At 43.7% G+C, this 25,110-nt stretch carries 24 protein-coding genes and 1 other annotated feature; of the genes, 7 read left to right on the top strand and 17 right to left on the bottom strand.

Going from position 1 to position 25,110, the window contains the following annotated elements:
- Positions 1–42: 42 nt before the first annotated feature.
- The 5 genes from JNUCC22_RS05825 to JNUCC22_RS05805 all read left to right on the top strand — a co-directional run bounded on the left by JNUCC22_RS05825 (position 43) and on the right by JNUCC22_RS05805 (position 3,285).
- The gene (locus JNUCC22_RS05825) at positions 43–615 is read left to right on the top strand and encodes a CYTH domain-containing protein (protein WP_021494986.1); all 573 of its coding nucleotides are present in this window, start codon (positions 43–45) and stop codon (positions 613–615) included.
- Between the two features lie 4 nt (positions 616–619).
- Positions 620–1,306, top strand: coding sequence for a lytic transglycosylase domain-containing protein (locus JNUCC22_RS05820; protein ID WP_216062203.1), 687 nt, complete (start codon positions 620–622; stop codon positions 1,304–1,306).
- A gap of 228 nt (positions 1,307–1,534) precedes the next feature.
- Entirely contained in the window at positions 1,535–1,933 is a 399-nt protein-coding gene (locus JNUCC22_RS05815; protein ID WP_053104216.1) for a globin domain-containing protein, read from the top strand.
- Positions 1,930–2,832 carry a protease adaptor protein SpxH gene (gene spxH / locus JNUCC22_RS05810; RefSeq protein WP_007409106.1) on the top strand — a complete coding sequence of 301 codons (903 nt, stop codon included), beginning with the start codon at positions 1,930–1,932 and terminating at the stop codon, positions 2,830–2,832. Before JNUCC22_RS05815 ends, spxH begins: the two co-directional genes overlap by 4 nt.
- 285 nt (positions 2,833–3,117) lie before the next feature.
- The gene (locus tag JNUCC22_RS05805; RefSeq protein WP_003155026.1) at positions 3,118–3,285 is read left to right on the top strand and encodes a hypothetical protein; all 168 of its coding nucleotides are present in this window, start codon (positions 3,118–3,120) and stop codon (positions 3,283–3,285) included.
- Between the two features lie 37 nt (positions 3,286–3,322).
- Here the strand turns inward: JNUCC22_RS05805 and pepF are convergent, their stop codons facing one another.
- The 3 genes from pepF to mecA all read right to left on the bottom strand — a co-directional run bounded on the left by pepF (position 3,323) and on the right by mecA (position 7,347).
- Positions 3,323–5,152, bottom strand: coding sequence for an oligoendopeptidase F (gene pepF / locus JNUCC22_RS05800; RefSeq protein WP_216062320.1), 1,830 nt, complete (start codon positions 5,150–5,152; stop codon positions 3,323–3,325).
- A 227-nt stretch (positions 5,153–5,379) separates the two neighbouring features.
- Positions 5,380–6,540: a competence protein CoiA family protein gene (locus tag JNUCC22_RS05795; RefSeq protein ID WP_150941120.1), complete on the bottom strand. Its 1,161-nt coding sequence runs from the start codon at positions 6,538–6,540 to the stop codon at positions 5,380–5,382.
- Positions 6,541–6,690: 150 nt separating this feature from the next.
- Positions 6,691–7,347: an adaptor protein MecA gene (gene mecA, locus JNUCC22_RS05790; RefSeq protein WP_003155032.1), complete on the bottom strand. Its 657-nt coding sequence runs from the start codon at positions 7,345–7,347 to the stop codon at positions 6,691–6,693.
- A gap of 275 nt (positions 7,348–7,622) precedes the next feature.
- On the opposite strand from mecA, the gene JNUCC22_RS05780 reads away from it, so the two are divergent.
- A complete protein-coding gene (locus JNUCC22_RS05780) occupies positions 7,623–8,279 on the top strand; it encodes a TerC family protein (protein WP_015417213.1) in 657 nt (218 codons plus the stop codon).
- Between the two features lie 57 nt (positions 8,280–8,336).
- Here JNUCC22_RS05780 and spx read toward each other — a convergent pair whose 3' ends face one another.
- The 8 genes from spx to JNUCC22_RS05740 all read right to left on the bottom strand — a co-directional run bounded on the left by spx (position 8,337) and on the right by JNUCC22_RS05740 (position 16,497).
- Positions 8,337–8,732 (bottom strand): transcriptional regulator Spx, encoded by a 396-nt coding sequence (spx, locus tag JNUCC22_RS05775; protein WP_003155034.1) that lies wholly within the window; start codon positions 8,730–8,732, stop codon positions 8,337–8,339.
- 178 nt (positions 8,733–8,910) lie between these two features.
- A complete protein-coding gene (locus tag JNUCC22_RS05770) occupies positions 8,911–9,489 on the bottom strand; it encodes a GNAT family N-acetyltransferase (RefSeq protein ID WP_007409110.1) in 579 nt (192 codons plus the stop codon).
- A gap of 117 nt (positions 9,490–9,606) precedes the next feature.
- A complete protein-coding gene (locus tag JNUCC22_RS05765; protein ID WP_053104215.1) occupies positions 9,607–10,794 on the bottom strand; it encodes a putative glycoside hydrolase in 1,188 nt (395 codons plus the stop codon).
- A 106-nt stretch (positions 10,795–10,900) separates the two neighbouring features.
- Positions 10,901–11,818, bottom strand: a complete 918-nt coding sequence (oppF, locus tag JNUCC22_RS05760; protein ID WP_020955632.1) for an oligopeptide ABC transporter ATP-binding protein OppF — start codon at positions 11,816–11,818, stop codon at positions 10,901–10,903.
- A complete protein-coding gene (locus tag JNUCC22_RS05755) occupies positions 11,811–12,887 on the bottom strand; it encodes an ABC transporter ATP-binding protein (RefSeq protein WP_003155039.1) in 1,077 nt (358 codons plus the stop codon). Before JNUCC22_RS05755 ends, oppF begins: the two co-directional genes overlap by 8 nt.
- A 12-nt stretch (positions 12,888–12,899) precedes the next feature.
- Positions 12,900–13,817, bottom strand: a complete 918-nt coding sequence (oppC, locus tag JNUCC22_RS05750) for an oligopeptide ABC transporter permease OppC (RefSeq protein ID WP_007409113.1) — start codon at positions 13,815–13,817, stop codon at positions 12,900–12,902.
- Positions 13,818–13,820: 3 nt separating this feature from the next.
- The gene (locus JNUCC22_RS05745) at positions 13,821–14,756 is read right to left on the bottom strand and encodes an ABC transporter permease (RefSeq protein WP_015239567.1); all 936 of its coding nucleotides are present in this window, start codon (positions 14,754–14,756) and stop codon (positions 13,821–13,823) included.
- Positions 14,757–14,862: 106 nt separating this feature from the next.
- Entirely contained in the window at positions 14,863–16,497 is a 1,635-nt protein-coding gene (locus JNUCC22_RS05740; RefSeq protein WP_025284554.1) for a peptide ABC transporter substrate-binding protein, read from the bottom strand.
- A 476-nt stretch (positions 16,498–16,973) separates the two neighbouring features.
- Positions 16,974–17,185: a binding site (T-box leader), on the top strand.
- Between the two features lie 55 nt (positions 17,186–17,240).
- On the opposite strand from JNUCC22_RS05740, the gene trpS reads away from it, so the two are divergent.
- A complete protein-coding gene (gene trpS, locus JNUCC22_RS05735; protein WP_014304785.1) occupies positions 17,241–18,233 on the top strand; it encodes a tryptophan--tRNA ligase in 993 nt (330 codons plus the stop codon).
- A gap of 32 nt (positions 18,234–18,265) precedes the next feature.
- On the opposite strand, the gene JNUCC22_RS05730 is transcribed toward trpS, so the two are convergent.
- The 6 genes from JNUCC22_RS05730 to JNUCC22_RS05705 form a co-directional block, all read right to left on the bottom strand.
- Complete coding sequence (locus JNUCC22_RS05730; RefSeq protein WP_007409116.1) at positions 18,266–19,018, bottom strand: YjbA family protein; 753 nt, start codon at positions 19,016–19,018, stop codon at positions 18,266–18,268.
- 58 nt (positions 19,019–19,076) lie between these two features.
- Positions 19,077–20,369 carry an MFS transporter gene (locus JNUCC22_RS05725; protein WP_216062202.1) on the bottom strand — a complete coding sequence of 431 codons (1,293 nt, stop codon included), beginning with the start codon at positions 20,367–20,369 and terminating at the stop codon, positions 19,077–19,079.
- A 198-nt stretch (positions 20,370–20,567) separates the two neighbouring features.
- A complete protein-coding gene (locus JNUCC22_RS05720) occupies positions 20,568–21,320 on the bottom strand; it encodes a class I SAM-dependent methyltransferase (RefSeq protein WP_044053099.1) in 753 nt (250 codons plus the stop codon).
- A gap of 165 nt (positions 21,321–21,485) precedes the next feature.
- Positions 21,486–22,397, bottom strand: coding sequence for an oligopeptide ABC transporter permease (gene opp4C / locus JNUCC22_RS05715; RefSeq protein ID WP_039062890.1), 912 nt, complete (start codon positions 22,395–22,397; stop codon positions 21,486–21,488).
- A gap of 14 nt (positions 22,398–22,411) precedes the next feature.
- Positions 22,412–23,362: an oligopeptide ABC transporter permease AppB gene (appB, locus tag JNUCC22_RS05710; protein ID WP_007610596.1), complete on the bottom strand. Its 951-nt coding sequence runs from the start codon at positions 23,360–23,362 to the stop codon at positions 22,412–22,414.
- 75 nt (positions 23,363–23,437) lie between these two features.
- On the bottom strand, positions 23,438–25,066 hold the full coding sequence (locus JNUCC22_RS05705; RefSeq protein WP_216062201.1) for a peptide-binding protein: 1,629 nt from the start codon (positions 25,064–25,066) through the stop codon (positions 23,438–23,440).
- Between the last annotated feature and the right edge of the window lie 44 nt (positions 25,067–25,110).

The following is a 25,110-nucleotide window of genomic DNA, read 5'->3' as shown; positions in this document are numbered from 1 at the left end:
AATGGGAATTATACAATTTTTCGTCCTGAAAGGAAGACTGTCATGACCCAAGAAATAGAAATTGAATTCAAAAACCTGCTGACAAAATCAGAATTTCTGAAGCTGAGTGAAGCACTCTGCATGAAAGAACATGATTTTAAACAGCAGGTCAATCATTATTTCGACACGAAAGATTTTTCCCTGAAACAAAAAAAATCAGCACTCCGCATCCGAGAAAAAGACGGCGCGTTCGTTCTGACGTTAAAAGAGCCTGCCGCGGTCGGTCTGCTGGAAACCCACCAAGAGCTTGCGGCACCTGATCTTGACGTCTTCAAGATTCCGGAAGGCCCCGTCAAACGTCAGCTGGAAGGTCTCGGAATCAACTCAGAACACATTTGCTATTTCGGAACGCTGTCGACCGCACGCGCGGAAAAAGAATCAGAAAAAGGCTTAATCATTTTAGATCACAGCCGATATTTAGAGAAAGAAGACTTTGAATTGGAATTCGAAGCTGCTGACTGGGATGAAGGAAAACGGGCGTTTGAACAATTGCTCAAGCAATTCGGCATTCCAGAGCGGATCACGAAAAATAAAATCCAGCGTTTTTATGAACAGAAACAAAAAAAGGTGGAATGACACAGTGAATATAACGAATTGGGCGGCCCTTCTCCAGCTGCAATCAATGGCGCTGCAATCAATCTCTCATACAAGCACGGCTTCAGGCGGACAATCTTCAGAAAGCCCGCTTGCCAATTTCAGCGCGCTTCTCAGCCAGTATACGGACACAGCCGTCCGGCAGCAGCCGGAATCAGGAATTTTAAACGGTGTGCGGACCGCTCACGCTTCTTATTCACCGAGAATTCCCGTTTCATCCGGCTCCGCGGCTGCTTCACAGACCGATTCCCCGGGCATAAAGTCTCCGGATGCGGCTTCTGATATCAGCACCGGAAACTTTTCAATAGACAGCGCCATTCAGAAAGCGGCCGAAAAATACGGAGTGGACGAAAAGCTGATCCGCGCGGTTATTAAACAGGAATCAGGCTTTAATCCGAAAGCGGTCAGCGGTGCGGGGGCAATGGGACTGATGCAGCTCATGCCTTCCACGGCAGAATCACTCGGGGTGTCAAACCCGCTTGATCCCGTCCAGAACGCTGAGGGCGGCACAAAGTACTTAAAGCAGATGCTCACGAAATACGACGGAAATGTATCTCTGGCGTTAGCCGCCTACAACGCAGGCCCCGGCAACGTAGATCGGTACGGAGGCATTCCGCCGTTTAAGGAAACACAGCAATATGTCAAAAACATAACCCGGCAGTATTACGCGTAAACCAGAGAGGCTTCCTTCGCCCTCTGGTTTTTTTGCGGAGTGAAATCTTACACATGAATGAAGGCGATGTGATATGATATGAAATACAAGCGCCTGACAGAAAGGCACTTTGTTTGTAGAAATAAAATGTTATTGCTAAAATATACAGTAACTGAAGATAGTAAAACTGAAAGATAAATTCGCAATGGGAATTATGATTCCTATTAGCCATATAAAGGAGTAGTCAACATGGGACAATCGTTTAACGCACCATATGAAGCGATTGGAGAGGAACTTCTATCGCAACTTGTTGATACTTTTTATGAGCGTGTCTCGTCTCATCCCTTGCTGAAGCCGATATTTCCAAGTGATTTGACTGAAACGGCCAGAAAACAAAAGCAATTTTTAACCCAGTATTTGGGCGGACCTCCTCTTTATACTGAAGAGCACGGACATCCCATGCTCAGGGCAAGGCATCTCCCCTTTCCGATTACGGCCGAGAGGGCTGATGCGTGGCTAAGCTGTATGAGCAAAGCGATGGATCAGGTCGGGCTGGAGGGCGATATTCGTGAATTTCTGTACGGGCGTCTGGAACTGACGGCCAGGCATATGGTAAACCAGTCAGAAGCGGAGGATCGATCATATTGACGAATTATCAGCATGAGCAATACTTCGCCCATTGCCACGGACATCCAAAAAAACCGCTCGAAATTTACATGTTTGTCGACCCTTTATGTCCTGAATGCTGGTCGCTGGAGCCCGTCATAAAAAAATTAAAAATCAAATACGGACGTTTTTTTACGCTGCGGATCATTGTTTCCGCGAGTATTACATCGCTGAATAAGCAAAAGCGGAAAAAACACCTCCTTGCCGAAGCTTGGGAAAAAATTGCGAACCGTTCCGGGATGCCCTGTGACGGAAGCCTTTGGCTTGAGCAGGATCAGCCTCTTTCATCGCCCTACCTTGCCGCACTTGCTTTAAAAGCGGCCGAACTGCAGGGAAGAAAAGCGGGCATTCTGTTTCTCCGCAGCATGCAGGAAAGCCTGTTTGTTTCCAAGCAGAATATTACGGATGAAGACGTTCTTTTAGAGATTGCCGAAAAGACGAAATTGGATGTTGAAGAATTCAAGCGCGACCTCCATTCGCAAAGCGCGGTAAAAGCGCTTCAGTGCGATATGAAAATCGCGGCGGAAATGGACGTCACCGTCAACCCGACATTGACGTTCTTTAACAGCCTGCATGATGATGAAGGGCTGAAGGTTCCCGGCAACTATTCTTATGACGTATACGAAGAGATCTTATTCGAAATGCTCGGGGATGAACCGAAGCCTTCTGAAACGCCGCCTTTGGAATGTTTCATTGAATATTTCCGGTTTGTCGCATCGAAAGAAATCGCACTCGTTTATGATTTGAGTCTAGAAGAAGTTGAAAAAGAAATGAAAAAACTGGCATTCGCCAAAAAGGTCGCCAGAGTGGAAGCAAAGCACGGTCTGTTTTGGAAATCTCTGGCCGGCACCCAGGAGGATGTCACCTGTTGTGATCATTAAAAAAAGCTGATTCCTTACGGACCCGGCTTTTTTTGTGCAAATAAAGAAACCGCGCCGGGATAAGCGCGGTTTCATATGTCTTAACGACAACAAAGGGGATGGGAGAAATTTTTCACGGTCAAACAAAGGGGTAATGTTTGTTTGTGATCAATTTCACATCCTTATCATATCAAATCTTGTCGAGTTTTGACAAGCCATAAGATTAATGTTCATATTTTTGTCACAAAACATAACTGACTGCTTGTTTTCATAGAATATATCAATCATAAACAAGGAGGGAAATCAATGCTCCGCACCGTATTGATCATCGGAATGATTGTGTTTTTCTTCTTTTTAAACCTGCTGGCCATGATGCACATGCTGCCGATTTACATTACATCTCCCCTGCTGTTTCTGTCCATATTGTTTGCCCTGTATCGGCTGAATCACAGAAAAACGTTTAAAGGGTTTTAAAAAAAGCCTGCGCATCTTATGCACAGGCTTTTTTGAACTACGAAGGGTTCAATTTCGAAAGAAGCTCTTCCATCTCGTTCAGTTTCTCTTCAAACATTTTGCAGGCCGCCTCGATCGGTTCAGGCGATGTCATATCGACTCCCGCTTTTTTCAGTATGTCGATCGGATATTCCGAGCTTCCCGCTTTTAAGAATTCGGTATAGCGCTCCACCGCAGGCTTGCCTTCTTTTAAGATCTGGCTGCTCAGCGCTTGGGCCGCACTGTAGCCTGTCGCATATTGATACACATAATAATTGTAATAGAAATGCGGAATTCTTGACCATTCCAGACTGATTTCTTTATCAATCACCATGTTGTCACCGAAATACTTTTTATTCAGATCATAATAAAGTTCGTTCAGCAGTTCAGGCGTTAGCGGCTCGCCTTCCTGTGCTTTCGTATGAATCAGATGCTCAAATTCAGCGAACATCGTCTGTCTGAACACTGTGCCTCTGAATCCTTCAAGCATGTGGTTGAGCAGGTACAGACGCTGTTTTTCATCCTTTAAGCTGTTCAGCATATATTCACCGAGCAGCGCTTCATTAGTCGTTGAAGCGACTTCAGCGACAAAAATGCTGTAGTTACCGTACGGATACGGCTGATATTTTCTCGTATAGTAGCTGTGCACGGAATGGCCGAACTCGTGAACGAGCGTAAACAGATTATTGACATTATCATGCCAGTTCATCAAGATGTACGGATTCGTGCCGTATGTACCGGACGAATAAGCACCGCTGCGTTTTCCTTTATTTTCGTATACATCGACCCAGCGGTTTTCAAGTCCTTCTTTTAAAATAGACGCGTATTCCTCGCCCAGCGGAGCAAGTCCTTTGAGCATATACTCTTTCGCTTCCTCATATGTGACCTTCATTCCCGAATCTTTTACAAGCGGTGTGTAAAGGTCATAAATATGGACTTCATCAAGGCCGAGAACCTTTTTCCGCAGGTCAATGTAACGGTGTAATAACGGAAGATGTTTATTGATCGTTTTAATAAGGTTATCGTAAACTTCTTCAGGGATGCTGTTATTGGATAAAGCCGCTTCCCGTGCTGATTTATACTTTTTCACACGGGCGTAAAAATTATCTTTTTTCACAGTGCCGCTGAGTGTAGTCGCCATCGTGTTTTTATACTGTCCGTATGTTTTATATACGGCTTCAAATGCGTTTTTACGGACTTCACGATTGCTGCTTTCCAGGAAATTAATAAAGTTGCCGTGTGTGATTTGAGTTTCCTTGCCGTTTTCATCTTTAATCGACGGAAACGTAATATCGGCGTTATTTAAAACGCTGAATGTATTGGAAGGCGACGACAGCGCTTCAGAGGCTTCCGCAAGCAGGGCCTCTTCTTGTTCGCTCAGCACGTGCGGACGCTGTTTTGTAATTTCTTCAATTGCATGGGAGTAAAGCTTAAGCTCCTCTTTTTCCAGAATAAACTGGTGCAGCTTGTCCTCCTGAATCGCCAGAATTTCCGGTTCAATGTAAGCAGTCGCGCTGGCAGCCTGAGAATACAGGCTTGCGGCTTTATCGTTCAGCCCTTGGTAGAAAGAATTTCCCGTATCCTGGTCTGAGCGCATATGCGCGTATGCATAAAGTTTCCCAAGGCGGTTCGTCACTTCATCCTGTGCCGTAAGCGCAGCGTATAAATTATCAGCCGAATGAGCAAGCGTGCCTTTAAAAGAAGATAAATTCGGGATTAATTCTTTAACTGCTTGAAATTCTTTATTCCAGGCCTCATCACTAGGAAAAATATCCTCTAGTCTCCATGTATGCTCTGCCTTTACTTTACTTCTGTCAGGCAGCTGTGCTGCTTTATTTTCCTCAGTCATGGTGATCCCCCTCGTTTTCTTTACTTCAAGCCAATTGAAAAAACGATTGTTTCTCCAAAAACTTGTGTTGTGATTATCTTCCGGCTTTTCACTGCCTTTTGTCAAATCATATGCGGCATATAAGACCGAGCATACCAATAATACAGTGAAAAAACGAAAACAAAATGCTTGTACGCCCCTCACATTCGCCACCACCTTGACGTTAGGGTGAACGAAATGAAGCATTCTCATTCCCCAAAAAAGAGCAGATCCCGCCGGCGCAGCTCTTCTGCCGTTTGAGGGAGCTTCCGTTGAGATGAGGGCATATATACTTCATTCTCAATTTCCCTTAAAAAATCCTGCAAGCATAAGAAATCAGCATATTGTTTTACCGCCATTCTGATAAGGCTATTTTGGGAACCATACCGCATCCGAATCTCCTTACGCCTGATTTTTTGCCGCAAATCATGAACCATGCCGGATAATCGGATCGGCGCGCCTTTTTTAGAAAGTTCCGCAAGCCGCAAGTATAAATGGCTCTGCCACACAAAAACGGGACTTGCAAACACAAAGCCCGCTGAAACGGGAATAAACACTTCAGAGGGGAGAAATGGAAATGCAACCTGATGTCTTTCGTAAAAAATACGCCGGATAAGACCGGCATCTTCAGATAAAAACCGCCCGCTTTTGTTTCGGAAGCCGGCTACGGCACGTCCCCACGAGGGAAGTCTGACGCTGTGCCGCCCTTCCGGATGACAAATGTCTTTCAGGTTTGCTTTGTGAAGAGGGATTGCGGTTAAGCCGGCATAAGAATAGCCGGTGTAAAACGGAGTGATGGAATGCAGCCTGTAAAAGGAGCGGGCGTCGGGGCAGTAAAACAGTAAGGAGGAAAATGAATGGACTTCAAAGAACTGCCAGTGAAAAGCAGAAAGCCGGAAAAATTGCGCGGCCATCCGTTTTAACCGTTTTGCTCCGATGATCCAGACCGGCCGGTACCCGGCGTTTTTCAGGCCTGCCGTCCGGCTCTTTAAAGAGTCCGCCGAAAGGTTCGCACATTGAAATTCAAAAGCCAGCCTCTCTTCTCCGCTTTCCGCCGTCAAGTCAGGCCGCTGTCCAGCGGAAGTCAGATACGGTTCCAGGCTGACGCTGCACCCTTGTGTCTTTAGCCAGAGAAAAAGCTGCCTTTTTCCTTCCAGATGGTATTCGCTTTCAGGTTCGGATTCCCCCGGACACAGCCTGCTTTTTTTATGAGCGAAGTGCGGCAGTTTCTCCCGTCCCAGTTTGATATCAAGCTCACTTTTGCAAACGGGGCAGAACCAGCGTTTCTTTCTCAGCTCCGCCGCTTTTTCCTTTGAATAGCTTCCGGCCAGCTGAATGAGCCGTCCGTCGGCAGTCACAGCACTGAACATGTTGCATCTTCTCCTTTCCTGAATCTTGTTGTATTCAGCAGGGAGAAGATATAATCCTGTTTGCGGATGAGAGCCGTTATACGGTTTTCATCCGTTCATCCTGTCATTCAGAACAAAAAAAACCGATTTCTGCTGAGAGAAATCGGTTTGTTATGATGCAAAGTGTTTTTTTATTGTATATAACGCATGATCAGCGATCACCAATTTGCCGTATTCTTCAAGACGGTGAATGCTGACTGATGATTCGTGCGCGTACTCCAACAGGATGCTTAGCTGATTTTCAACCTCTTCATCAGTTTGCTCATAAAAATCTGCATATAAATAATATCGGTCTTCAAACGAATACAGGGTCGTTTTGATTCCGTTAAGATTCAATTTTGATAGCGAGATGAGATCCTCAAAATCATCGAACCGCAAAGTGAACTGAAGCTTTTGCTCCTTATCTTCCCGGCTCTCGGCCTGCTCTTCTTTCTGGAAATCATCAAGTAAAGCATCGAGATTTTCATCTGCCGGCTCTTGTTTTTTATCTTCCGGGATCGGCAGTTCGAGTTTTTGTCCGTCCTTGGAAAGCTGGGCTTTTGTTACGATTATTTCCAGTCCTTTGTCCAATGCCTGAACCTGAATCCAAAGAGGACCCTCGACAGCGAATTCCTCTTCATCATGCACTTCATCCATGACTTCCCAGAACAGTTCTTCACTGCGCTCGCGATTGTACCAGATTTCTTCTCTGTCAAAACCGCGATCTTCAATATCACCATAAGACATATAAAATTTTACAGTATGCTCATTAATTCTTTCTATTTCCATTTTGCCAACCTTCCCTTCTTTATAAGATGTTGAAGGGACATCTAAGCTCCCGATGAATAGTACTTTACTACACTTTACCCATTCCGTCCACATCTTAACCTTATAGAAGACAGCGCAAATTCTTTATATTTCTATTTTATGATAAAACAGTTATAAAAGAAATAAAAAAGCATTTTCACAGCGAAAAACAGGCTTTCTCCCGGTTCCCATCATAAATAGCGTACTGCTTCATATATTAGCTGTACAAGCAATCGATCTATAAGCGAGGTGTTACCATGCCGCACGATTACCTGCTGTCCCTTCTGCTTATTATCGGGATTGACCTTATTCTCGGCGGTGACAATGCCGTCGTCATCGCGATGGCCAGCCGGAATCTGGCCCATAAACAAAGACAGCAAGCGATCATCTTCGGAACATTTATCGCAGTCGTCTTGAGAATCGTTCTGACGAGCGCTGCGGTCTATTTATTGAATGTTCCTTTTTTGCAATGCGCAGGCGGGGTATTTTTATTGTATCTCGGCTATCAGCTTCTGATTGAGAAGAAAGATGCGCAGCATGTGAAAAGCAGTTCTTCTCTTTGGAAAGCCATCCGCACAATCGTTATGGCTGATATCTTTATGTCGCTTGACAATGTCATCGCAGTAGCCGGCGCTTCTCACGGTGAGCTGACACTTGTAGTGATCGGTCTCTTCATCTCGGTGCCGATTATCATTTGGGGCAGCAAGCTCGTTCATGCCGCCATGGACAAAATGCCTTTATTGATGTACGCCGGAAGCGGTCTTCTCGCATTTACCGGCGGTGAAATGATTGCCGGAGACAGCAAGCTGTCATTTTTCATGGCAGAACACGGCATTATACAGATGATGCTGCCGATTTTGACCGTCGTTTTTGTTATCCTCGCCAGTATGATTTACCAGCAGACTGAAAAATAACAAAAAGCCCAAACCGCGATGGTTTTGGGCTTTTTCCATGCTTATCGTAAGCTTATATCAGTTGGCAAGACGCTGTGCTTCTCTTAATTGGAAAGAACGCACTTTTCTTGGCAGGAATCGTCTGATTTCATCTTCGTTATAGCCGACTTGCAGACGTTTTTCATCAATGATAATCGGACGGCGGAGCAGTCCCGGATGCTCATTGATCAAAGTATATAAGTCTTGAAGCGGCATAGATTCAACATTTACGTTCAGTTTCTGGAATACTTTAGAACGGGTAGAGATAATTTCATCCGTACCGTCTTCAGTCATACGCAGAATCTGCTTGATCTCATCAATTGATAACGGCTCGGAGAAAATGTTTCTTTCTACAAACGGAATCTCGTGCTCTTCAAGCCAAGCTCTTGCTTTTCTGCATGACGTACAGCTAGGTGATGTGTATAATGTAACCATTAATCTTCACTCCTCTAATTAGTAGGATGAACATGTTTGTATTCTCAAATTGAAATGACTTTAAAAAAGGAATCTTTATAGGTATTATACTATAAAAAAGTAAGTGTGAACAGTCTCCTGAGAAAAAAATGTGTCAATCCGGCAAATTTACGGCTGGCGGATTTTTCCCCATTCTCAATTAGCTCAGCTGATCGAAAATGTTTTTTCGTTTTTTCTCATCAATGACTTTGAGAACTTCATCCGTTTTTTCGTATGATTCTCCGTACCATTTTTCATCTTTATAAGTGTGAATGTTTTCATATGTCTGTTTCATCGCTTCAAACATTTCTTCTTCTGATTCCGTCTTAGGTGACCAGTACAGAATCTCCATTTTGTTCACTTCATTCGTAGCCAATGACCGGCGCCGATACCCGATTGACTGCGCGTGCTTGAAATGCTCTCTTTGATAAAAACGCAAGCGTTTCTGTGTATCCGTGTCATCCTCGTCAACAGGCTCCACCTCAAGCAGAATCGGCTTGTTTTTCTTTTTCAGCCTGCCGATCAGCTTGCTTCCGAGGCCTTGTCCTCTGGATTTCTTTGACACAAACAGGTAATCAATAAAGATGAAAGAGTCAAATTCCGCATACATCAGCACGTGGTACTGCCCCTCTTCTTTATGATAAACATCGCTTTGCTCCTTTAACAGAGCTTCCATATGCGCTTTTGATTTCATTTCTTCAATCGGAAAATATTCACTCAGCTTTTCGTACCAGTTCATTCATTTGCTCCTTATGGGTTCGTTGTCTTCACACTTTTAGATATACCCCATTTCCGATTGTTTAAACAATCTTACATCTATTAAGACGTGTGATCCTTTAACATGGTTTCAATTTTTTTAAAATGGTGTGTAATCGACGTTTTTGGTATAGCGGTTTGCCGCGTCCCACAATAAAAATTCGTCAATTCCTTCATCATGCAGCGCTTTAACCTGGTCTTCCACCTGGCGTTTTCCGTACTTTTGATAATTTCCGCTGCCGAGATATGATGCCGTGAAGTCCTGAAGCCACGGACGCGATACAGGCTGGTGTTTCAGCTTAGACAGTTTTTTATTTTCCACCTTTGCGTATTCTTTGACGACTTTGTAAGGCTCAAGATCCGGTTTATCAATGCCGAAATAGCTTGTCCAATGGCTCGGGTAAATCATGGATGAAATGACATCGACCTGTTCTGAAATTTTGCTGAAATTCTGGCCGATCCCAGGCGCTTCCGGCAGCGTGGCTGAATAGCCGAAAATATCAACCGACACATCCGCGCCGTACGGCTTGAGTTTTTTCTTCGCATAACCGACAAAATCGGTGACGGCGTGAACGCGTTTTTGCACATTGCTGTCTGCTGTTTTTCCGTAATCGCCGTGTCCGTATGTCAGTTCGTCATCACGTTTTTCAAATCCTTCAGGAAAACGGACATAATCAAACTGAATTTCTTGAAAACCCATCTTTACGGCTTGTTTTGCAATCTTTACATTGTAATCCCATACTTCTTTCATAAACGGATTGACGAACGATTCGCCGCGGCCGTTTTTCCAGACACTTCCGTTTTTTTCTTTAAAAGACCACTCCGGCTTTTTGTTCGCGAGTTCGCTGTCTTTAAATACGACAATACGCGCGATCGGATAGATCTTTTTTTCCTCCAGCTTTTTCATCATCTTTTTTGGGTCTTTGATGTACGGCTTGGCGATTTTGGCATACTCAGAATGGCCGTCCGGCTTAAAGGTGAGGTTTCCGTTGTCATCCTTGACATCAATCACCATTGTATTGAGCTCCGTTTTGTCCACAAAGTCTGTCAGCTCCCCGAATTTGCTTCCTCCCGCTGAATGCCCTGTGACGTAAATGCCCCGCACCTTATCAGGATGTGAAAAATGCAGCCCTGACGGATAAGCGAACCGTGCATTTGATTTCGGCAGTTCTTTTTCGGCCAGCGCTATTTTTACAAGCGGCTGCTCCTCTTTCGCAGCGGCGTGGGCCGGATAAGCGGCTGCACTGATAAACAGTCCCGCACAAATGGCGCACAAAATGGTTTTCATACTGATCTCCCCCTTTTTTTCCATTATAGAAAAACGGGAGCAGGCTTAATAAACTTGAATGTGCGCAAAAAAATCCTCCAAGACTGAGTCTTGGAGGATGATACGTTTATAGATAGGTTTTAAATTCAGCTTCTGTGCACATGACAAAATGTCCCGGTTTCACTTCTCTGAATTCCATTTTTTCTCCGTCTTGCAGCTGATGAACTGCCGGATCGTATTTCTTTCGCGTGCGATTTCTTTCATAGTCCGGATCAGGGAGCGGGATAGCGGACAGCAATGATTTCGTGTATGGGTGAAGCGGGTTTTCGTAAAGCTCATCCGCCGGCGCAAGCTCCACCAATTTTCCGAAATACATGACGCCGATGCGGTCGCTGATGTATTTGACCATTGATAAATCATGGGCGATAAACAGGTAAGTGAGCCCTTTTTCTTTCTGCAATTCTTTCATTAAATTGACGACTTGCGCCTGAATGGAGACATCAAGCGCCGAAATCGGTTCGTCCGCGATGATAAACTCCGGATCAACCGCCAGCGCTCTGGCGATTCCGATACGCTGGCGCTGTCCGCCCGAAAATTCATGCGGGTAGCGGTTGGCGTGCTCTTTATTTAAACCGACCGTTTCCAGCAGTTCGTGAACCCGCTGCATCCGCTCTTTTTTCGTTTTTGCCAGGCGGTGAATATCTATTCCCTCGGCAATAATGTCGGCGACTGTCATTCTCGGATTTAAAGATGCGTACGGATCCTGGAAAATCATCTGCATTTTCCGGTTAAACTCCAGCAGTTTCTTGCGGGATTTTTTCCCGTGGACATTTTCCCCGTTAAAGAGAACTTCCCCGCCGGTTGCCTCATACAGCCGGATAATGCTGCGGCCCGTCGTTGATTTACCGCAGCCCGATTCTCCGACAAGGCCGAGCGTTTCGCCTTTATAAATATCAAATGACAAATCATCTACGGCTTTTACCGTTCCTTTCTGCGTGAAAAAATGCTGTTTTAAGTGTTTGATTTCGAGAAGCTTCTCAGTCATTTTTTTCACCTTCCTTCATTAAAACAGGATGCTGATACGTATTCGGAAGCTGACGGATTTTAGCCTTCACCGCTTCAGGCGGCTCGACCTTAGGCGCATCAGGATGCAGAAGCCACGATTTCACAAAATGCGTATCAGACACTTTATACATCGGCGGTTCCTGTTCAAAGTCAATTTTCATCGCATATGAGCTGCGGAGCGCAAATGCATCCCCTTTCGGAGGGTTCGTCAGATCAGGCGGCGTGCCCGGGATGGCCGTCAGTTTTTCCTGATCGGTGCTGTCCAGGCTAGGCATTGAGGCAAGCAGCCCCCACGTATACGGATGGCGCGGATCATAAAAGATTTCATCCACCGTGCCCGATTCGACAACCTGACCCGCGTACATGACAGCGACCCGGTCGGCGACATTGGCGACAACGCCGAGATCATGCGTGATAAAAATGATAGACGTATCAATTTTCTTTTGCAGATCTTTCATCAGCTCAAGGATCTGTGCCTGAATCGTCACATCAAGAGCTGTTGTCGGTTCATCGGCAATTAACAGTTTCGGATTTGCCGCAAGCGCCATCGCGATGACGACACGCTGTCTCATCCCGCCTGAAAATTCATGGGGGAATTGGCCGATCCTTTTTTCGGGCATCGGAATTCCGACGAGATCAAGCAGCTCTATGGCGCGCTTTTTCGCGGCTTCACTTGAGATTTTTTCATGTTTGAAAAGCACTTCCGTAATTTGTTTGCCGACTCTCATCGTCGGGTTCAGAGAGGTCATCGGATCTTGGAAAATCATTCCGATGTCCTTTCCCCTGATGGCCTGCATTTCTTTTTCGGACATCGGCACGATATCGCGTCCGTCAAAAAGAATCTGTCCTCTTTTAAAGTAGCCCGGCGGCATCGGGATCAGCTTCATAATCGCTTGGGAGGTCACACTTTTTCCGGAACCTGACTCCCCCACGATCGCAAGTGTCTCTCCTTTATTCAAATGGAAATTCACGCCGCGGATTGCCTGTACCTCTCCGCCGTATGTTTTAAATGAAATGGCTAAGTCTTTTACTTCTAGCAAACGTGTCACTCATATCACTCCTTATTTGCGTAACTTAGGATCCAGCGCGTCTCTTAACCCGTCGCCGACAACGTTAAAGCCGAACATCGCCAGGCAGATAAAGCCGGCAGGGAAGAACAGACGCCAAGGGTAATAGGTTAATGCAGGCAATCCGTCTGAGGCCATCGTTCCCCAGCTCGCAAGCGGCGCAGGTACGCCGAGGCCCAAATAACTTAAAAACGCTTCTGTAAAAATCGCCGTCGGAACCGTCAGTGTCATCGTTACGAGGATAGAGCCCATCGCGTTCGGGACGATATGCTTAAACAAAAGCCGGCCGGTTTTGGCGCCGAGTGTCTGTGAAGCAAGCACATACTCCTGATTCTTTAATTGCAGCACCTGTCCGCGGACAATCCTCGCCATATTGATCCAGCCCGTGATCGTCATGGCGACGATAATGGTGAGCAATCCTTTCGGCAGAACAACCATCAGCAAAATAACCATTAATAATGAAGGAACAGCCCACAGAATGTCGGCGATGCGCATCATCACTTCATCTGTGCGTCCGCCGCGGAATCCGGAAATGCTGCCCCAGATTACGCCGATTAATAAATCAAGCACGGCAGCTGCGACACCGATAAAGATGGAAATCCTCGCGCCCACCCATGTCCGGACGAATATATCCCTTCCAAGGTCATCCGTGCCGAACCAATGATCTTTCGACGGCGCTTTATCCGCATTTAATAGATTGGTAGTGGCATAATCATACCTTGAAAAGACAGGCGCAAAAATCGCCATCAGAATAATAAGAACGATCAGTACGAACCCGACCATCGCAAGCTTATTGCTGCGGAAGCGGAGCATGGCGTCTTTCCAGAGGGAAAGGCTTTTTTTATTTATTTTTTCGGCATCGCCGGCATTAGCTGAAGCTGGTTCAAACATATTTTTAGGAATGTTCTGCATGGTCTAGGCTCCTTTCTTTGCTTTGGAAAGCTTGATTCTCGGATCGATTAATCCGTACAGCACGTCTACAATTAATACGCATAAAAGCAGAAGCACGCTGAAGAACACGGTAACTCCCATAATGACCGTATAATCACGGTTTGTAATGCTGTTTACAAAATGCGCGCCTAAACCGGGAATTCCGAAAATGGATTCAATGATGAAACTTCCCGTTAAAATGGATGCCGCCATTGGCCCCATATATGTCACGACCGGCAAAAGCGCGTTTCGAAGCGCATGGCGCACGGTGACTGACGGACGGGAAAGTCCTTTAGCTGTTGCAGTCCGTATGTAATCGCTGTTTAACACTTCAATCATGCTTGAACGGGAGAGTCTGGCAATGAACGCCATCGGCATGGAAGCGAGCGCAATAGAGGGCAGAAAGGTGTATGCCCAGGATTCCCACCCTGCGACCGGGAACAGTTCTAATTTAATTGAGAAAATATATTGCAAAATCGTCGCCAATATAAAGCTCGGAACTGAGATCCCAAAGATCGTTAAAATCGCAATGGTATAATCCTGCCATTTATTATGGTACAGGGCAGCAAGCACCCCGAAAAGCACACCGAACGCTAAAGCGAGGAGAATAGCTTCTGCACCGAGAGTGAATGAGACGGGGAAGCCTGAATTGATTAAATCATTAACACTTTGGCCTTTATATTTAAAAGAAGGTCCGAAGTCCCACATCGCTACAGATTTTAAGTAGCTGACATATTGAACGAAAAGAGGCTTGTCCAGGCCATAGTGTTCGTTTAAGTTTGCCTCAATTTCAGGCGGCAGCTTTCTTTCGCCGGAAAATGGTCCGCCCGGCGCTGCCTGCATTAAGAAGAATGTGGCGGTCACAATCACAAACAGCGTGATGATCATGTAAATGAATCGTTTACCGATATATTTCAGCAAGGTGAACACCTCCATGTTTTTTACAATTTTATACTTAATCAGTAAGAAAGGTATATGGGGACATCCTCCCCATATACCTTGGGTCTTTTGTTTTCAGAACCGTCTTTTATTCAAAAGAAGCATTTCTGAAGTAAACTTCGCCTGTTCCTGTCAAGATCACATTTTTGAGGTTTTTATCCTGCACCCAAGGATCCGTATAGAAATAAACTGGCGCGACCGGCATTGCGTCAATAAAGATCTTTTCTGCTTTTTTCAGCTCTTCGATACGTTTATCCGGATCCGTTTCAAGCTGAGATTGGTTCAGCAGCTTTTTAAACTCAGGATCTTCCCATCCGGTATCATTGTTTCCGCCTTCTTTATCACGGAACAATTCAAGGAAGTTGATCGGATCGTTGAAATCGCCGAGCCAGCCCATACGCCCGATTTGGTAGTTCTGGCTGTGCAGCTTGTCGATGTAAACATTCCATTCGGAGTTATCAAGCTCAACTTTGACGCCCAAGTTCTTTTTCCACATTTCCTGTACGGCCTGCGCGATTTTCGCATGCGCGTCATCCGTATTGTAGGACAGTTTGATCGCCGGAAGGTCAGAGGCATTCTTGACGCCTAATTCCTTCAGTCCTTTATTTAAGAATTCTTTAGCTGATTTGACGTCATTGTCTTTGAAATAACCTTTTGTGTTATCCTTGAATCCCTTCATTGACGGCGGCACCGCAGCCATGGCCGGGATCTGTTCGCCCTGCGTTACATTTTTCACGATGGACGAGCGGTCGATCGCATAAGCAAGGGCTTTACGGATGTTGACATTGTTCAGCGGTTTCTCTTCTGTGTTGAATTTGTACCAATACACGCCTGCGATCGGTTCAACGTGAAGAGATCCGTCTTTTTTCAATGTCGGCAGAGATTCAGTCGGAAGCTGGCCGAGCGGCATTCCTGCCCAGTCAAGCTCACCGGCCTGGAATTTTTTCAGTTCGGTGTTGTTATTGTTAATCATCACCATGTTGATTTTCTTCAATTTCACAGCGTCTTTATCCCAATATTGATCGTTCTTTTCGAGCGTGATGGAACCGCTGTGTTTCCAGGCCGTCATTTTGAACGGGCCGTTTGACACATAATTTTCGCCCGCATTTGTGTTCCAGTTTTTATGTTTTTCCGCGATTTTCTTGTTGATCGGCATATACGTATAGAATGAAGTTAATTGCGTGAAATAAGGTGTCGGGTTATTCAGTTCAACCTTTAATGTTTTGTCATTTACGGCTTTTACGCCTACATCATCAATCTTTCCTTTTCCTGTATTGGCAGCTTCAGCGCCTTTGATGTAGTAGAGCTGATAAGCGTATTGTGATTCGTTGTTCGGGTCAAGCGCCCATTTCCACGCATATTCAAAATCCTGCGCCGTCACAGGGTCGCCGTTAGACCATTTCGCACCGTCACGAATCGTAAATGTATAGGTCTTTCCGTCTTTGCTTGTTTCAATTTTAGATGCCATTCCTTCTTCAGGCTCACCTTTGGAGTTTACGCGTGTCAATCCTTCAAAAGTCTGGCGGATTACGCCTCCTGAAACGGAATCATTCGCTAAACCAGGATGCAGTGAGAACGGCTCGGTTTTAATATTGATATTAAGTGAAGTCTGTCCTTTGGTGTCTTTTTTACCGCCGCCTGATCCGCCGCTGAATCCGCCGCACGCACTTAATACAAGCGAGAAGATAAGCATCAAACCTACAATAGACCAACGCTTTTTCATGCACTAACCCCCTAATCAAATTTTTCAGCCTTTACTACTAAATACTCAGAAATATCAGACAAAATAACTTAATATTTTTCTAAACTTTAATTGTGTTCCGTCTTTTCTGATTATTTTATGTAAAGAAGCTGTAACAATAGAGTGAACAAGTTCATTATAATGAAATGAATAATTTATTGCAATACTATTTTCTCAATTTAAAATATTTAAATTTGGTCAGTTTTTCTGTCAAAAAGGTGATACACTTCTATAGTTTAAAGCATGACCTAACTAAATTTTTTTATTGCAATTTCCAGTTCATATTGCTTTTTACATATAATATTCGTTATACGAAATGTTGATATGCGTTATCATTTAAGCATTTTCAGTTCTTTTTGAGGATTTCCAGCCCTTAAGCAAACTGGAAATAAGCTTGTATTCCTCTGATGACATTTGGCTATAATTGATTTATAATAGATCAATCAAATACATTTGTTGTGATTGCGATGATGAAGAGTAGTACACATTTTCATCCGTTTGAAGAGAGTCTGCGGTGCTGGGAGCAGGTAACGGGCGATGTGGAATGGACTTCTGAGCAGCTGACCGAACGTTAGTAGGCCCAGCCGGAGCAGCCTCCGTTACCAACGTCTCGAGCGATTCCATTGTAATGGAATAATCAGGGTGGCACCACGGTTCATTCGTCCCTTTTTTCTACGGGAAGAATGGGCTTTTTTTATTATGTTTTAAGAAATGAGGTAAGAACTATGAAGAAAACGATTTTTTCTGGCATTCAGCCGAGCGGTTCCGTTACCCTCGGCAACTACATCGGCGCAATGAAGCAATTTGTTGATTTGCAGCATGACTACAACGGCTACTTCTGTATTGTCGATCAGCATGCGATTACGGTTCCGCAGGATCGGCTTGAGCTGCGGAAGAACATCCGCAACCTCGCGGCTCTTTACCTGGCCGTCGGACTTGATCCCGAGAAAGCGACCCTCTTTATCCAGTCGGAGGTTCCCGCTCATGCCCAGGCGGGGTGGATGCTCCAATGCGTCGCATATATCGGCGAGCTTGAGCGGATGACGCAATTTAAAGATAAGTCAAAGGGCAAAGAAGCCGTCGTGTCAGGACTGTTAACCTATCCGCCGCTGATGGCCGGCGATATTTTACTGTACGGAACGGATCTTGTTCCGGTCGGAGAAGATCAAAAACAGCATCTTGAACTGACCCGCAACCTGGCGGAACGCTTCAATAAAAAATACAATGACATCTTCACGATTCCTGAGGTGAAAATTCCTGAATCAGGCGCGCGCATCATGTCACTGGCTGATCCGCTCAAAAAAATGAGCAAATCAGATCCGAACCAAAAGGCATTCATCACGCTGCTTGATGAGCCGAAGCAGCTCGAGAAGAAAATCAAGAGCGCCGTGACTGATTCTGAAGGCATTGTAAAGTATGATAAAGAAAACAAACCGGGCGTTTCTAATCTTTTGACGATCTATTCTATTTTAGGAAACACATCAATTGAAGAATTAGAAGCTAAATATGAAGGCAAAGGGTACGGTGAATTCAAAAGCGATTTAGCCGAAGTCGTTATCGGCGCATTGACACCGATCCAAGAGCGCTACCGTGAATTAATTGAGAGCGACGAACTTGACCGCATTCTCGACGAAGGAGCGGCGCGCGCAAACAAAACGGCCGGCAAAATGGTGAAGAAAATGGAAAACGCCATGGGTCTCGGACGGAAAAGAAGATAAAGAAAAGAGGCGGGAGAATCCCCGCCTCTTTTTTAGTTCACTTTTGATTCCTGCTCCATTTCCCAAAGCTTTTCGAAAAACGGCTGCCCTTTAATCAAATTTTCACAGAACGCAAGATGTTTATCTGACCAGCCTTCAATTGTTTCATTGTAAAGCATGTCCCAGATCTCTTCAAAGCTCATCCGTTTGATCTGCTCATACATATGCGGATTCCATTCCGTGTACCAATACACAATTTCCGCACGGTTTTTCAACCCTTTCAGCTGGTCGAGCGCCATAAACATCAGCTGCTTGATCTGCCGCTCTTTTCTCGTCAGCCCTCTGACGTGCTCCGGCGCCAATGACAAAATGTGATATTCCTTTGAAGACTCCAATTGCGCCGGCTCAAATTGAAACGATTCCGGTTCTACATCCTTTACCATTTCATAAACAAGCTGCTCCTGTCTCGGAATCAGGCGGCTCTTTCTGACCGGAATGGTATACCCGATCGTATCCACGGCAATGATGCCGATCCCGTCTGTCACGACAAAACAATACTCCAGCTTTGTCCGCTCATGATTTTTTCGCACGTATGACTTTTGGTGGACTTGGTCAAGCAGCTCTTTCGGAAGCTCTGATAAGTCGTTTTCTATGTAATGAAATAATACCGACGGCACTCTGAGCAACGGCGTCTGATCCAAAAGTTCAACCGTGTCTTCCTTCCGCCATTCGTGAAAATGGCATACATTGTAGCCGTTTTCTTCCCCTTCAAACCAATTGACCCATACATCATGAAGAAATAACATATTCGACCCCTCACTTTACAAAAACTGTTGTCCACAGTATAGGCAAGGGGTAGATAAATTATTCCATTTTAATATGAGATTTCCGCTTTGTCCTCAATTGAGCCATATTGCTGGGCTTTTTTTCAATTGATAATAAGGCTTTGTATCCTTTCATTTTAATAGTAAACAGTGAAACAAGCACCAACAATCCGCCTGACAGTGCTGTGATGAGGACGACACCAAAATACTTTGATAGCAGACCAGCAATTAGAATCCCCATTACAAGACCAAAATTTGAAGACATCTGCAACATTGCCATAGCACGGCCTCTATATTCGGAAGGCGTTAATCCTAGAAATAGACTGCTTATTGGTACATTTAGAAAAGCGTTCATCAACCCTATTCCCAATACCCATAGGTAAACCGGAAGTAAACCGGCCCATTCTTCTGCACGTTCTAAAGGAATCACCGTGAGCATCCATATTCCCATCAAAACTGTGGTGACTAAAAGCAAATAACCAGGCTTCAAATATCTTAAAAGCAAAGGGCCCATCATTGCACCTATGACTGCACCGATTCCAGCAACTGCTTCAATCATTCCAAAATGAAAACCAGGCACTTGAAATATATGTAGCAGCAATGAATTAGAAGTCGTATTGAAAATTCCAGCCGCAAACATTACTTGCGCCAATAGCAGGATTAAAAAGGAAAGCGGAGCAGTTTTAAGAATGACTTGAACACCTTCTTTAATGGAACTGCTCATAGGTTTTATAACTGATGGATTCTCAGTGTTCGCTAACTGCTGTTTTTTTAATGTCACTACTGTTACTGAGATGAACAAAGCTGAAAAGAAATAGGTAGCGGCGTCTATGACTAAGAGATATGATGGTGATAAAAACATCAACAAGATTCCCGCAAAACCCGGTCCTGCAATCTGCATAATAGAATATATGCTTTGTGACACAGCCATGGCTTCAGAAATATATTTCTCACCTGCTACAATCGGTACAAAAGATGAACGTGCAGGGTAAAATAAAGCACTGCCTACCCCTGATAAAAAGACCAAAACGATCAGTGCGTAAGGATACTGTACTGTAAAAACCATGAGAATTAAAATAACGGCACGATATAAATCAGCGCCAATCATAACAAAATGTTTTTTAAATCGGTCTGCAATTGATCCAGCAAATAAGCCGAATAAAATCATCGGAGAGTATTGACAAAAAAGCACAAATCCAATCAGCAATGGGTCTTGCGAAGCCATACCGATGATATATAAAATTGCAATGGTTGTCAGCCCGTCCCCGAAACGTGACAGAAGCTGGGCCAGACAAAAAGTAATAAATGATGTGTTTTTAAAAAGAGGAACCATTCATTTGACCCTTTCCGTCTTTTTTTTCTAACTAAAAAATATATTATTCACCCACTGTCTAAGTATATGGGATCTTATTCTACCCATGAAAAATGCGTGCTATTAAAATAACACGCATTTTCTGTGCAATCATAAATTATTAATCTTCAATAATAATTTTTATTCCTCTCTTCAACTTTTTCACCCCCTTTCAAGTTTTCACTTAGAACAGATAACCAATATACTAGGAGATTCAATAGTATACTCACTTCCATTAAAATCCCCGTAAATATGTTCAATGTTAAAACCCGTTTGTTCTAATGCGTTTTTTATTTCAGTAACAGTATATAACCTCATTGTTATAACATGATGACTTGTTTTATTATTGATCAATCTTGTTTGGTTTATTTTCAGTGTGCCATTTAATAAATCAAGACTTCTTTTCTCTAATGCATAACCTGATTCATCATTACCAAACCAAATGATAGGGTTAAAATGTTTAATTAAATACTCTCTATTTGCAAGATGCAACAATAATTTACCACCAGTTTCTAAGCATAAATACATTGTTTCCAGCATCTTTTTGTTTTCTTTATCGCTCATATATACAATAGATGTTTCCATATTCAAGACAACATGATATCTATGTTTTGGTACAAAACACCTCCCATCCGCTAAAAAAGTGGGAACATGAGCATTAGATTTATCACTTATATGTTTCAGGAAGTTTTCATTAATATCTAATCCGTGAATATTGTAGCCTTCTTCCCACAGCTTTAGTAAATGTCTTCCATGACCGCAGCAAAAATCCATGATTTTAGGGTTTTCAAAATGCTTTAAAATCCTATTCTTAATGAAGTTAATTTCATCATCCAGATCTCTAGCAAGCAAATTTGAATAGACTTCTTGATAAGCTGAATTAAAAAATTCAGTGCCTTCATCTGAAATAGCATTCTTAGAGTCATGAATCAAACTGTTCCCTCTTCCCTTTTTATATTAAATATGTATTATTTTGTAATTATATTATAACTATGTTCTTCGTCTATTTCAATGAATAAATTTATTTTTCTGATTATTTTGATTCAAAAGAAGACTCTAGTTAGCATAATTTTCACTTAACGTAGAGTCCAAAAGTGATCATTTCACATTTTTCGGATCAAGCGCATCACGCAGCCCGTCACCGACAAAGTTGAAACACAATACAGTAAGAAGGATGAACAATCCCGGAAATAACGGGTACCACCAAGCCTGAATCATAATCGTAAAGTTCTGTGCATCCTGAAGCATATTGCCCCAGCTTGCGATCGGCGGCTGGATACCGAAACCGAGATAACTCAGCGCCGATTCGGCCAGAATAACCGATCCGACTTTTAAAGTGGCTGACACAATAATTGGTCCCAGCGCATTGGGCAGGATATGTGAAAAAATAATTTTATGTGTTTTTGTTCCGATTGTTTTAGCGGCTAATACATATTCTCTCGATCGCAGGGATAAAAATTCTCCCCTGACCAAACGAGCGGTTGTCGTCCAGCCTGTCAGGCAGAAAATTAAAATTAATTTGTCCACGCCTGGCTTAAAGATTGTAACAAGCGTAATCAATAAGAAAATATCAGGAATGGAAAGAACAATATCCACTAACCGCATAATAACAGCATCTGCGAAACCTTTAAAATAGCCCGCTACCGCTCCTAAAATCGTCCCGATAAAAATAGAGCCGACAACAGAGGCAAATCCGACTAGTAAAGAGATTCGCGCGCCGTACAGAATCCGGCTGAAGATGTCACGTCCGAATTTATCCGTTCCCATCAAATGTTCTAGACCCGGCGCTTTAAATTTATCAAGCAGGTTTTGCTGCTCTTGAGAATAAGGAGCAATCACCGGTGCAAAAATCGCTGACATAATAATCACGAACAGAATCACAGCACCTGCAACCGCCAGTTTATTTTTCGAAAACTTTTCCCAAAAGATTTTTGTCATGGTTTCCGGTTTCTCAGCAATATTTTCTTTCAGCCCGATCTCCGGTGACGGAGATGTGTTCAGCTCAGCCATCGATGTCCCCCCTTTTAATATTCAATTCTCGGATCAACCACTGCGTATAAAATATCAGCGACAAGGTTGCCAATGACCACAAGGACAGCTGAAATGACGGTCATCGCCATAATGACGGGATAATCACGCTGAAACGCTGAATCAACAAACAGCTTTCCTAACCCCGGCCATGTGAAAATTTGTTCGACAACGACAGATCCTCCGATAAACGAGGGAATCATCAAACCGAAAATTGTAATGACGGGTAATAATGCATTTCTCAATCCGTGTTTAAATAATACACGGTTCTCTTTGAACCCTTTCGCTCTCGCTGTACGGATATAATCCTGATTTAATACATCAAGCATATTGGATCTCGTGTATCTCGTCAGTCCGGCCATGTCAGCTGTAGCTAATACGAATGCAGGCAGAATTAAATGATGAATCCGGTCAAATATATTGAAATCGGCATTCAGCGTCTCGACACCGCCGGTCGGAAACCAGCCGAGATTTACTGATAAAATCATAATCAAAATTAATCCAAACCAAAAGTTTGGAATGGCCAGACCTATAAATGAGGTAAACGTAATGCCATAGTCGAGCTTTGAATAAGGCCGCTTTGCCGACAGGACACCGAACGGAATAGAAATCATAAGAGCCAAAATCGTTGAGACGAGCATCAGCAGCAGCGTATTGGGCATTCGGGCCATAATCAATTCTGAAACAGGCGTTCCTTTTCTGACAATAGACGTTCCGAAATCGCCCTGCACCATGTTGCCGAGCCACTTTAAATATTGAACGTACTGAGGATCATTCAAACCGTATTTTTCAATAAACTGCTCTCTGTCAGCCTGGCTGATTTTCGGGTCCATCATTAATGTCATCGGATCTCCGGGCGCGGCTTTCATAATAACAAATGATAAAATTGTAATTCCCAATAAAATCGGGATAGACATTAAGGTTCTTCTGATAATATATGCAGCCATATACTTGTCCCCCTTTACTTTCCTTATTAAAAACAGAAGAGGGAGAAAACGCTCTCCCTCCCCTTTAAGGGAAAATTATTTTGCAAGCCACCATTTTTCGATATTATACAATTCACGTTTCGGATGATATTTGAATCCTTCAAGATTTTCCGGCATTGCCATATGGTTGTTAGGGTAATACAAGAACGTATACGGCTGATCTTCCGCAATTTTTTGATAGATCTGCTCATATTCTTTTGAATACTGCTTTCTGTCACTGATTGATTTTGCATCTTTCATGAGCTTATCCGCTTCGGCATTTTTATACCAAACGTAGTTTAAGCCCTTTTTAATCTGGCTTGAATGGAAGATGTCATATTGATCCGGGAATGTGGATAAACTCCATCCCATGACCATTGCATCAAAATCCCAATTCGGAGGGTTCATTTGTTCAACGAGAGCGCTCCATTCAACGATCTGGGTCTTCACTTCAATGCCGATTTTTTTCAGCTGTTCCTGGACGACGACAGCGATGTCTTCACGGACTTTGTTTCCTTGGTTCGTTTTAAGGGTAAACGAGAATTTCTTTCCGTCTTTATCCAGGATGCCGTCACCGTTTGTATCTTTCCAGCCGGCTTCTGCAAGCATCTGTTTCGCTTTTTTCTCGTTGTACGCAAATTTCGGAACTTCTATATCTTTAGGATAGTTCCAAGATAAAGGGGATTCTGGAATGTAGGCTACCTTGCCGTCTCCGTCTAATACTTGGCTGACGATTGACTCGCGGTCAAGAGCGGTTGTCAGCGCCTGACGGACCTTTTTATCTTTAAATAATTCATTTTTTTCATTCCACCCGATGTACACGTAACTTAATGCCAAATCAGTAACGACTTTCAGATTATTAAATTTTTCAGCCGTTTTGTAGTCAGTGGCGGGCACATTAAAGAAATTAATATCGCCTGCCTGCAGCTGAGCAACGGCAGCATTTGCGTCGGGAATGACTTTATACGTTACAGTATCTAAATACGGCCTTCCTGCAAAATAATCATTATTCGCTTCGAGTTTAATATATTGGCCCTGCTTCCATTCTTTAAACTTAAATGGTCCTGAACCGATCGGTTTCTTTCTGTTAAACTCATTTTCTTCTAAATCAGCAATCGGAACATTACCGAGAATGTGCTTCGGCAGAATGGCTGTGCTGTCTAACGCATTATTGTAAAAATTACCGTCTTTATATTTCAGCTTGAACAAGACTTCGTAATCGCCTTTTTTCTCTACGGATTTCAGCATTTCATATGTTGATCCTCGTTCTCCCTTGTAATCTTTGCTTAAAGGGACACTGTACGTAAATACGACGTCATCTGCAGTCAGTTCTTTTCCGTCATGAAACTTAACGCCTTTTTTAATTTTCACATCATATGCTAGGCCGCCGTCTAATTCTTTAATATTTTCAGCGAGTGATAATTTCACGTTCAGTTTTTCATCCGTTTTCGTTAAAAAGCTGTACAGCATATTTTCAATATCCGTACTTGCGTCATCCGTAGAATACAGAGAGTTAAAAAGTGTGGGTTCCCCGATTGACCCGACAACCAAATCTCCGCCTTTTTGCGGTTTTCCTGCCGGTTTGGATTCGGTGCTTGTGGATTTTGAGCCGGAGCAGGCTGACAGGAAGATGGCAAACGCCATAAAAACACTTAGCATCATCAGTGCGCTTTTACGTAATTTCATATCAATTCCCCCTTTGTGATATATATGCAGCAAACTGGTTATGT

The organism is Bacillus sp. JNUCC-22 (assembly GCF_018861275.1).
Lineage (GTDB): Bacteria > Bacillota > Bacilli > Bacillales > Bacillaceae > Bacillus > Bacillus velezensis.
The sequence above is the reverse complement of the archived record's forward strand: the minus strand, read 5'-3'. Positions and strand labels throughout refer to the sequence as shown.

Excerpts from the sequence above, each read along its gene's own strand:
- JNUCC22_RS05825 (WP_021494986.1), top strand. The coding sequence starts at position 43 with ATGACCCAAGAAATAGAAATTGAATTCAAAAACCTGCTGACAAAATCA.
- JNUCC22_RS05815 (WP_053104216.1), top strand. The coding sequence starts at position 1,535 with ATGGGACAATCGTTTAACGCACCATATGAAGCGATTGGAGAGGAACTT.
- JNUCC22_RS05805 (WP_003155026.1), top strand. The coding sequence starts at position 3,118 with ATGCTCCGCACCGTATTGATCATCGGAATGATTGTGTTTTTCTTCTTT.
- pepF (WP_216062320.1), bottom strand. The coding sequence starts at position 5,152 with ATGACTGAGGAAAATAAAGCAGCACAGCTGCCTGACAGAAGTAAAGTA.
- JNUCC22_RS05795 (WP_150941120.1), bottom strand. The coding sequence starts at position 6,540 with ATGTTCAGTGCTGTGACTGCCGACGGACGGCTCATTCAGCTGGCCGGA.
- mecA (WP_003155032.1), bottom strand. The coding sequence starts at position 7,347 with ATGGAAATAGAAAGAATTAATGAGCATACTGTAAAATTTTATATGTCT.
- JNUCC22_RS05780 (WP_015417213.1), top strand. The coding sequence starts at position 7,623 with ATGCCGCACGATTACCTGCTGTCCCTTCTGCTTATTATCGGGATTGAC.
- spx (WP_003155034.1), bottom strand. The coding sequence starts at position 8,732 with ATGGTTACATTATACACATCACCTAGCTGTACGTCATGCAGAAAAGCA.
- JNUCC22_RS05770 (WP_007409110.1), bottom strand. The coding sequence starts at position 9,489 with ATGAACTGGTACGAAAAGCTGAGTGAATATTTTCCGATTGAAGAAATG.
- JNUCC22_RS05765 (WP_053104215.1), bottom strand. The coding sequence starts at position 10,794 with ATGAAAACCATTTTGTGCGCCATTTGTGCGGGACTGTTTATCAGTGCA.
- oppF (WP_020955632.1), bottom strand. The coding sequence starts at position 11,818 with ATGACTGAGAAGCTTCTCGAAATCAAACACTTAAAACAGCATTTTTTC.
- oppC (WP_007409113.1), bottom strand. The coding sequence starts at position 13,817 with ATGCAGAACATTCCTAAAAATATGTTTGAACCAGCTTCAGCTAATGCC.
- JNUCC22_RS05740 (WP_025284554.1), bottom strand. The coding sequence starts at position 16,497 with ATGAAAAAGCGTTGGTCTATTGTAGGTTTGATGCTTATCTTCTCGCTT.
- trpS (WP_014304785.1), top strand. The coding sequence starts at position 17,241 with ATGAAGAAAACGATTTTTTCTGGCATTCAGCCGAGCGGTTCCGTTACC.
- JNUCC22_RS05730 (WP_007409116.1), bottom strand. The coding sequence starts at position 19,018 with ATGTTATTTCTTCATGATGTATGGGTCAATTGGTTTGAAGGGGAAGAA.
- JNUCC22_RS05725 (WP_216062202.1), bottom strand. The coding sequence starts at position 20,369 with ATGGTTCCTCTTTTTAAAAACACATCATTTATTACTTTTTGTCTGGCC.
- opp4C (WP_039062890.1), bottom strand. The coding sequence starts at position 22,397 with ATGGCTGAGCTGAACACATCTCCGTCACCGGAGATCGGGCTGAAAGAA.
- appB (WP_007610596.1), bottom strand. The coding sequence starts at position 23,362 with ATGGCTGCATATATTATCAGAAGAACCTTAATGTCTATCCCGATTTTA.
- JNUCC22_RS05705 (WP_216062201.1), bottom strand. The coding sequence starts at position 25,066 with ATGAAATTACGTAAAAGCGCACTGATGATGCTAAGTGTTTTTATGGCG.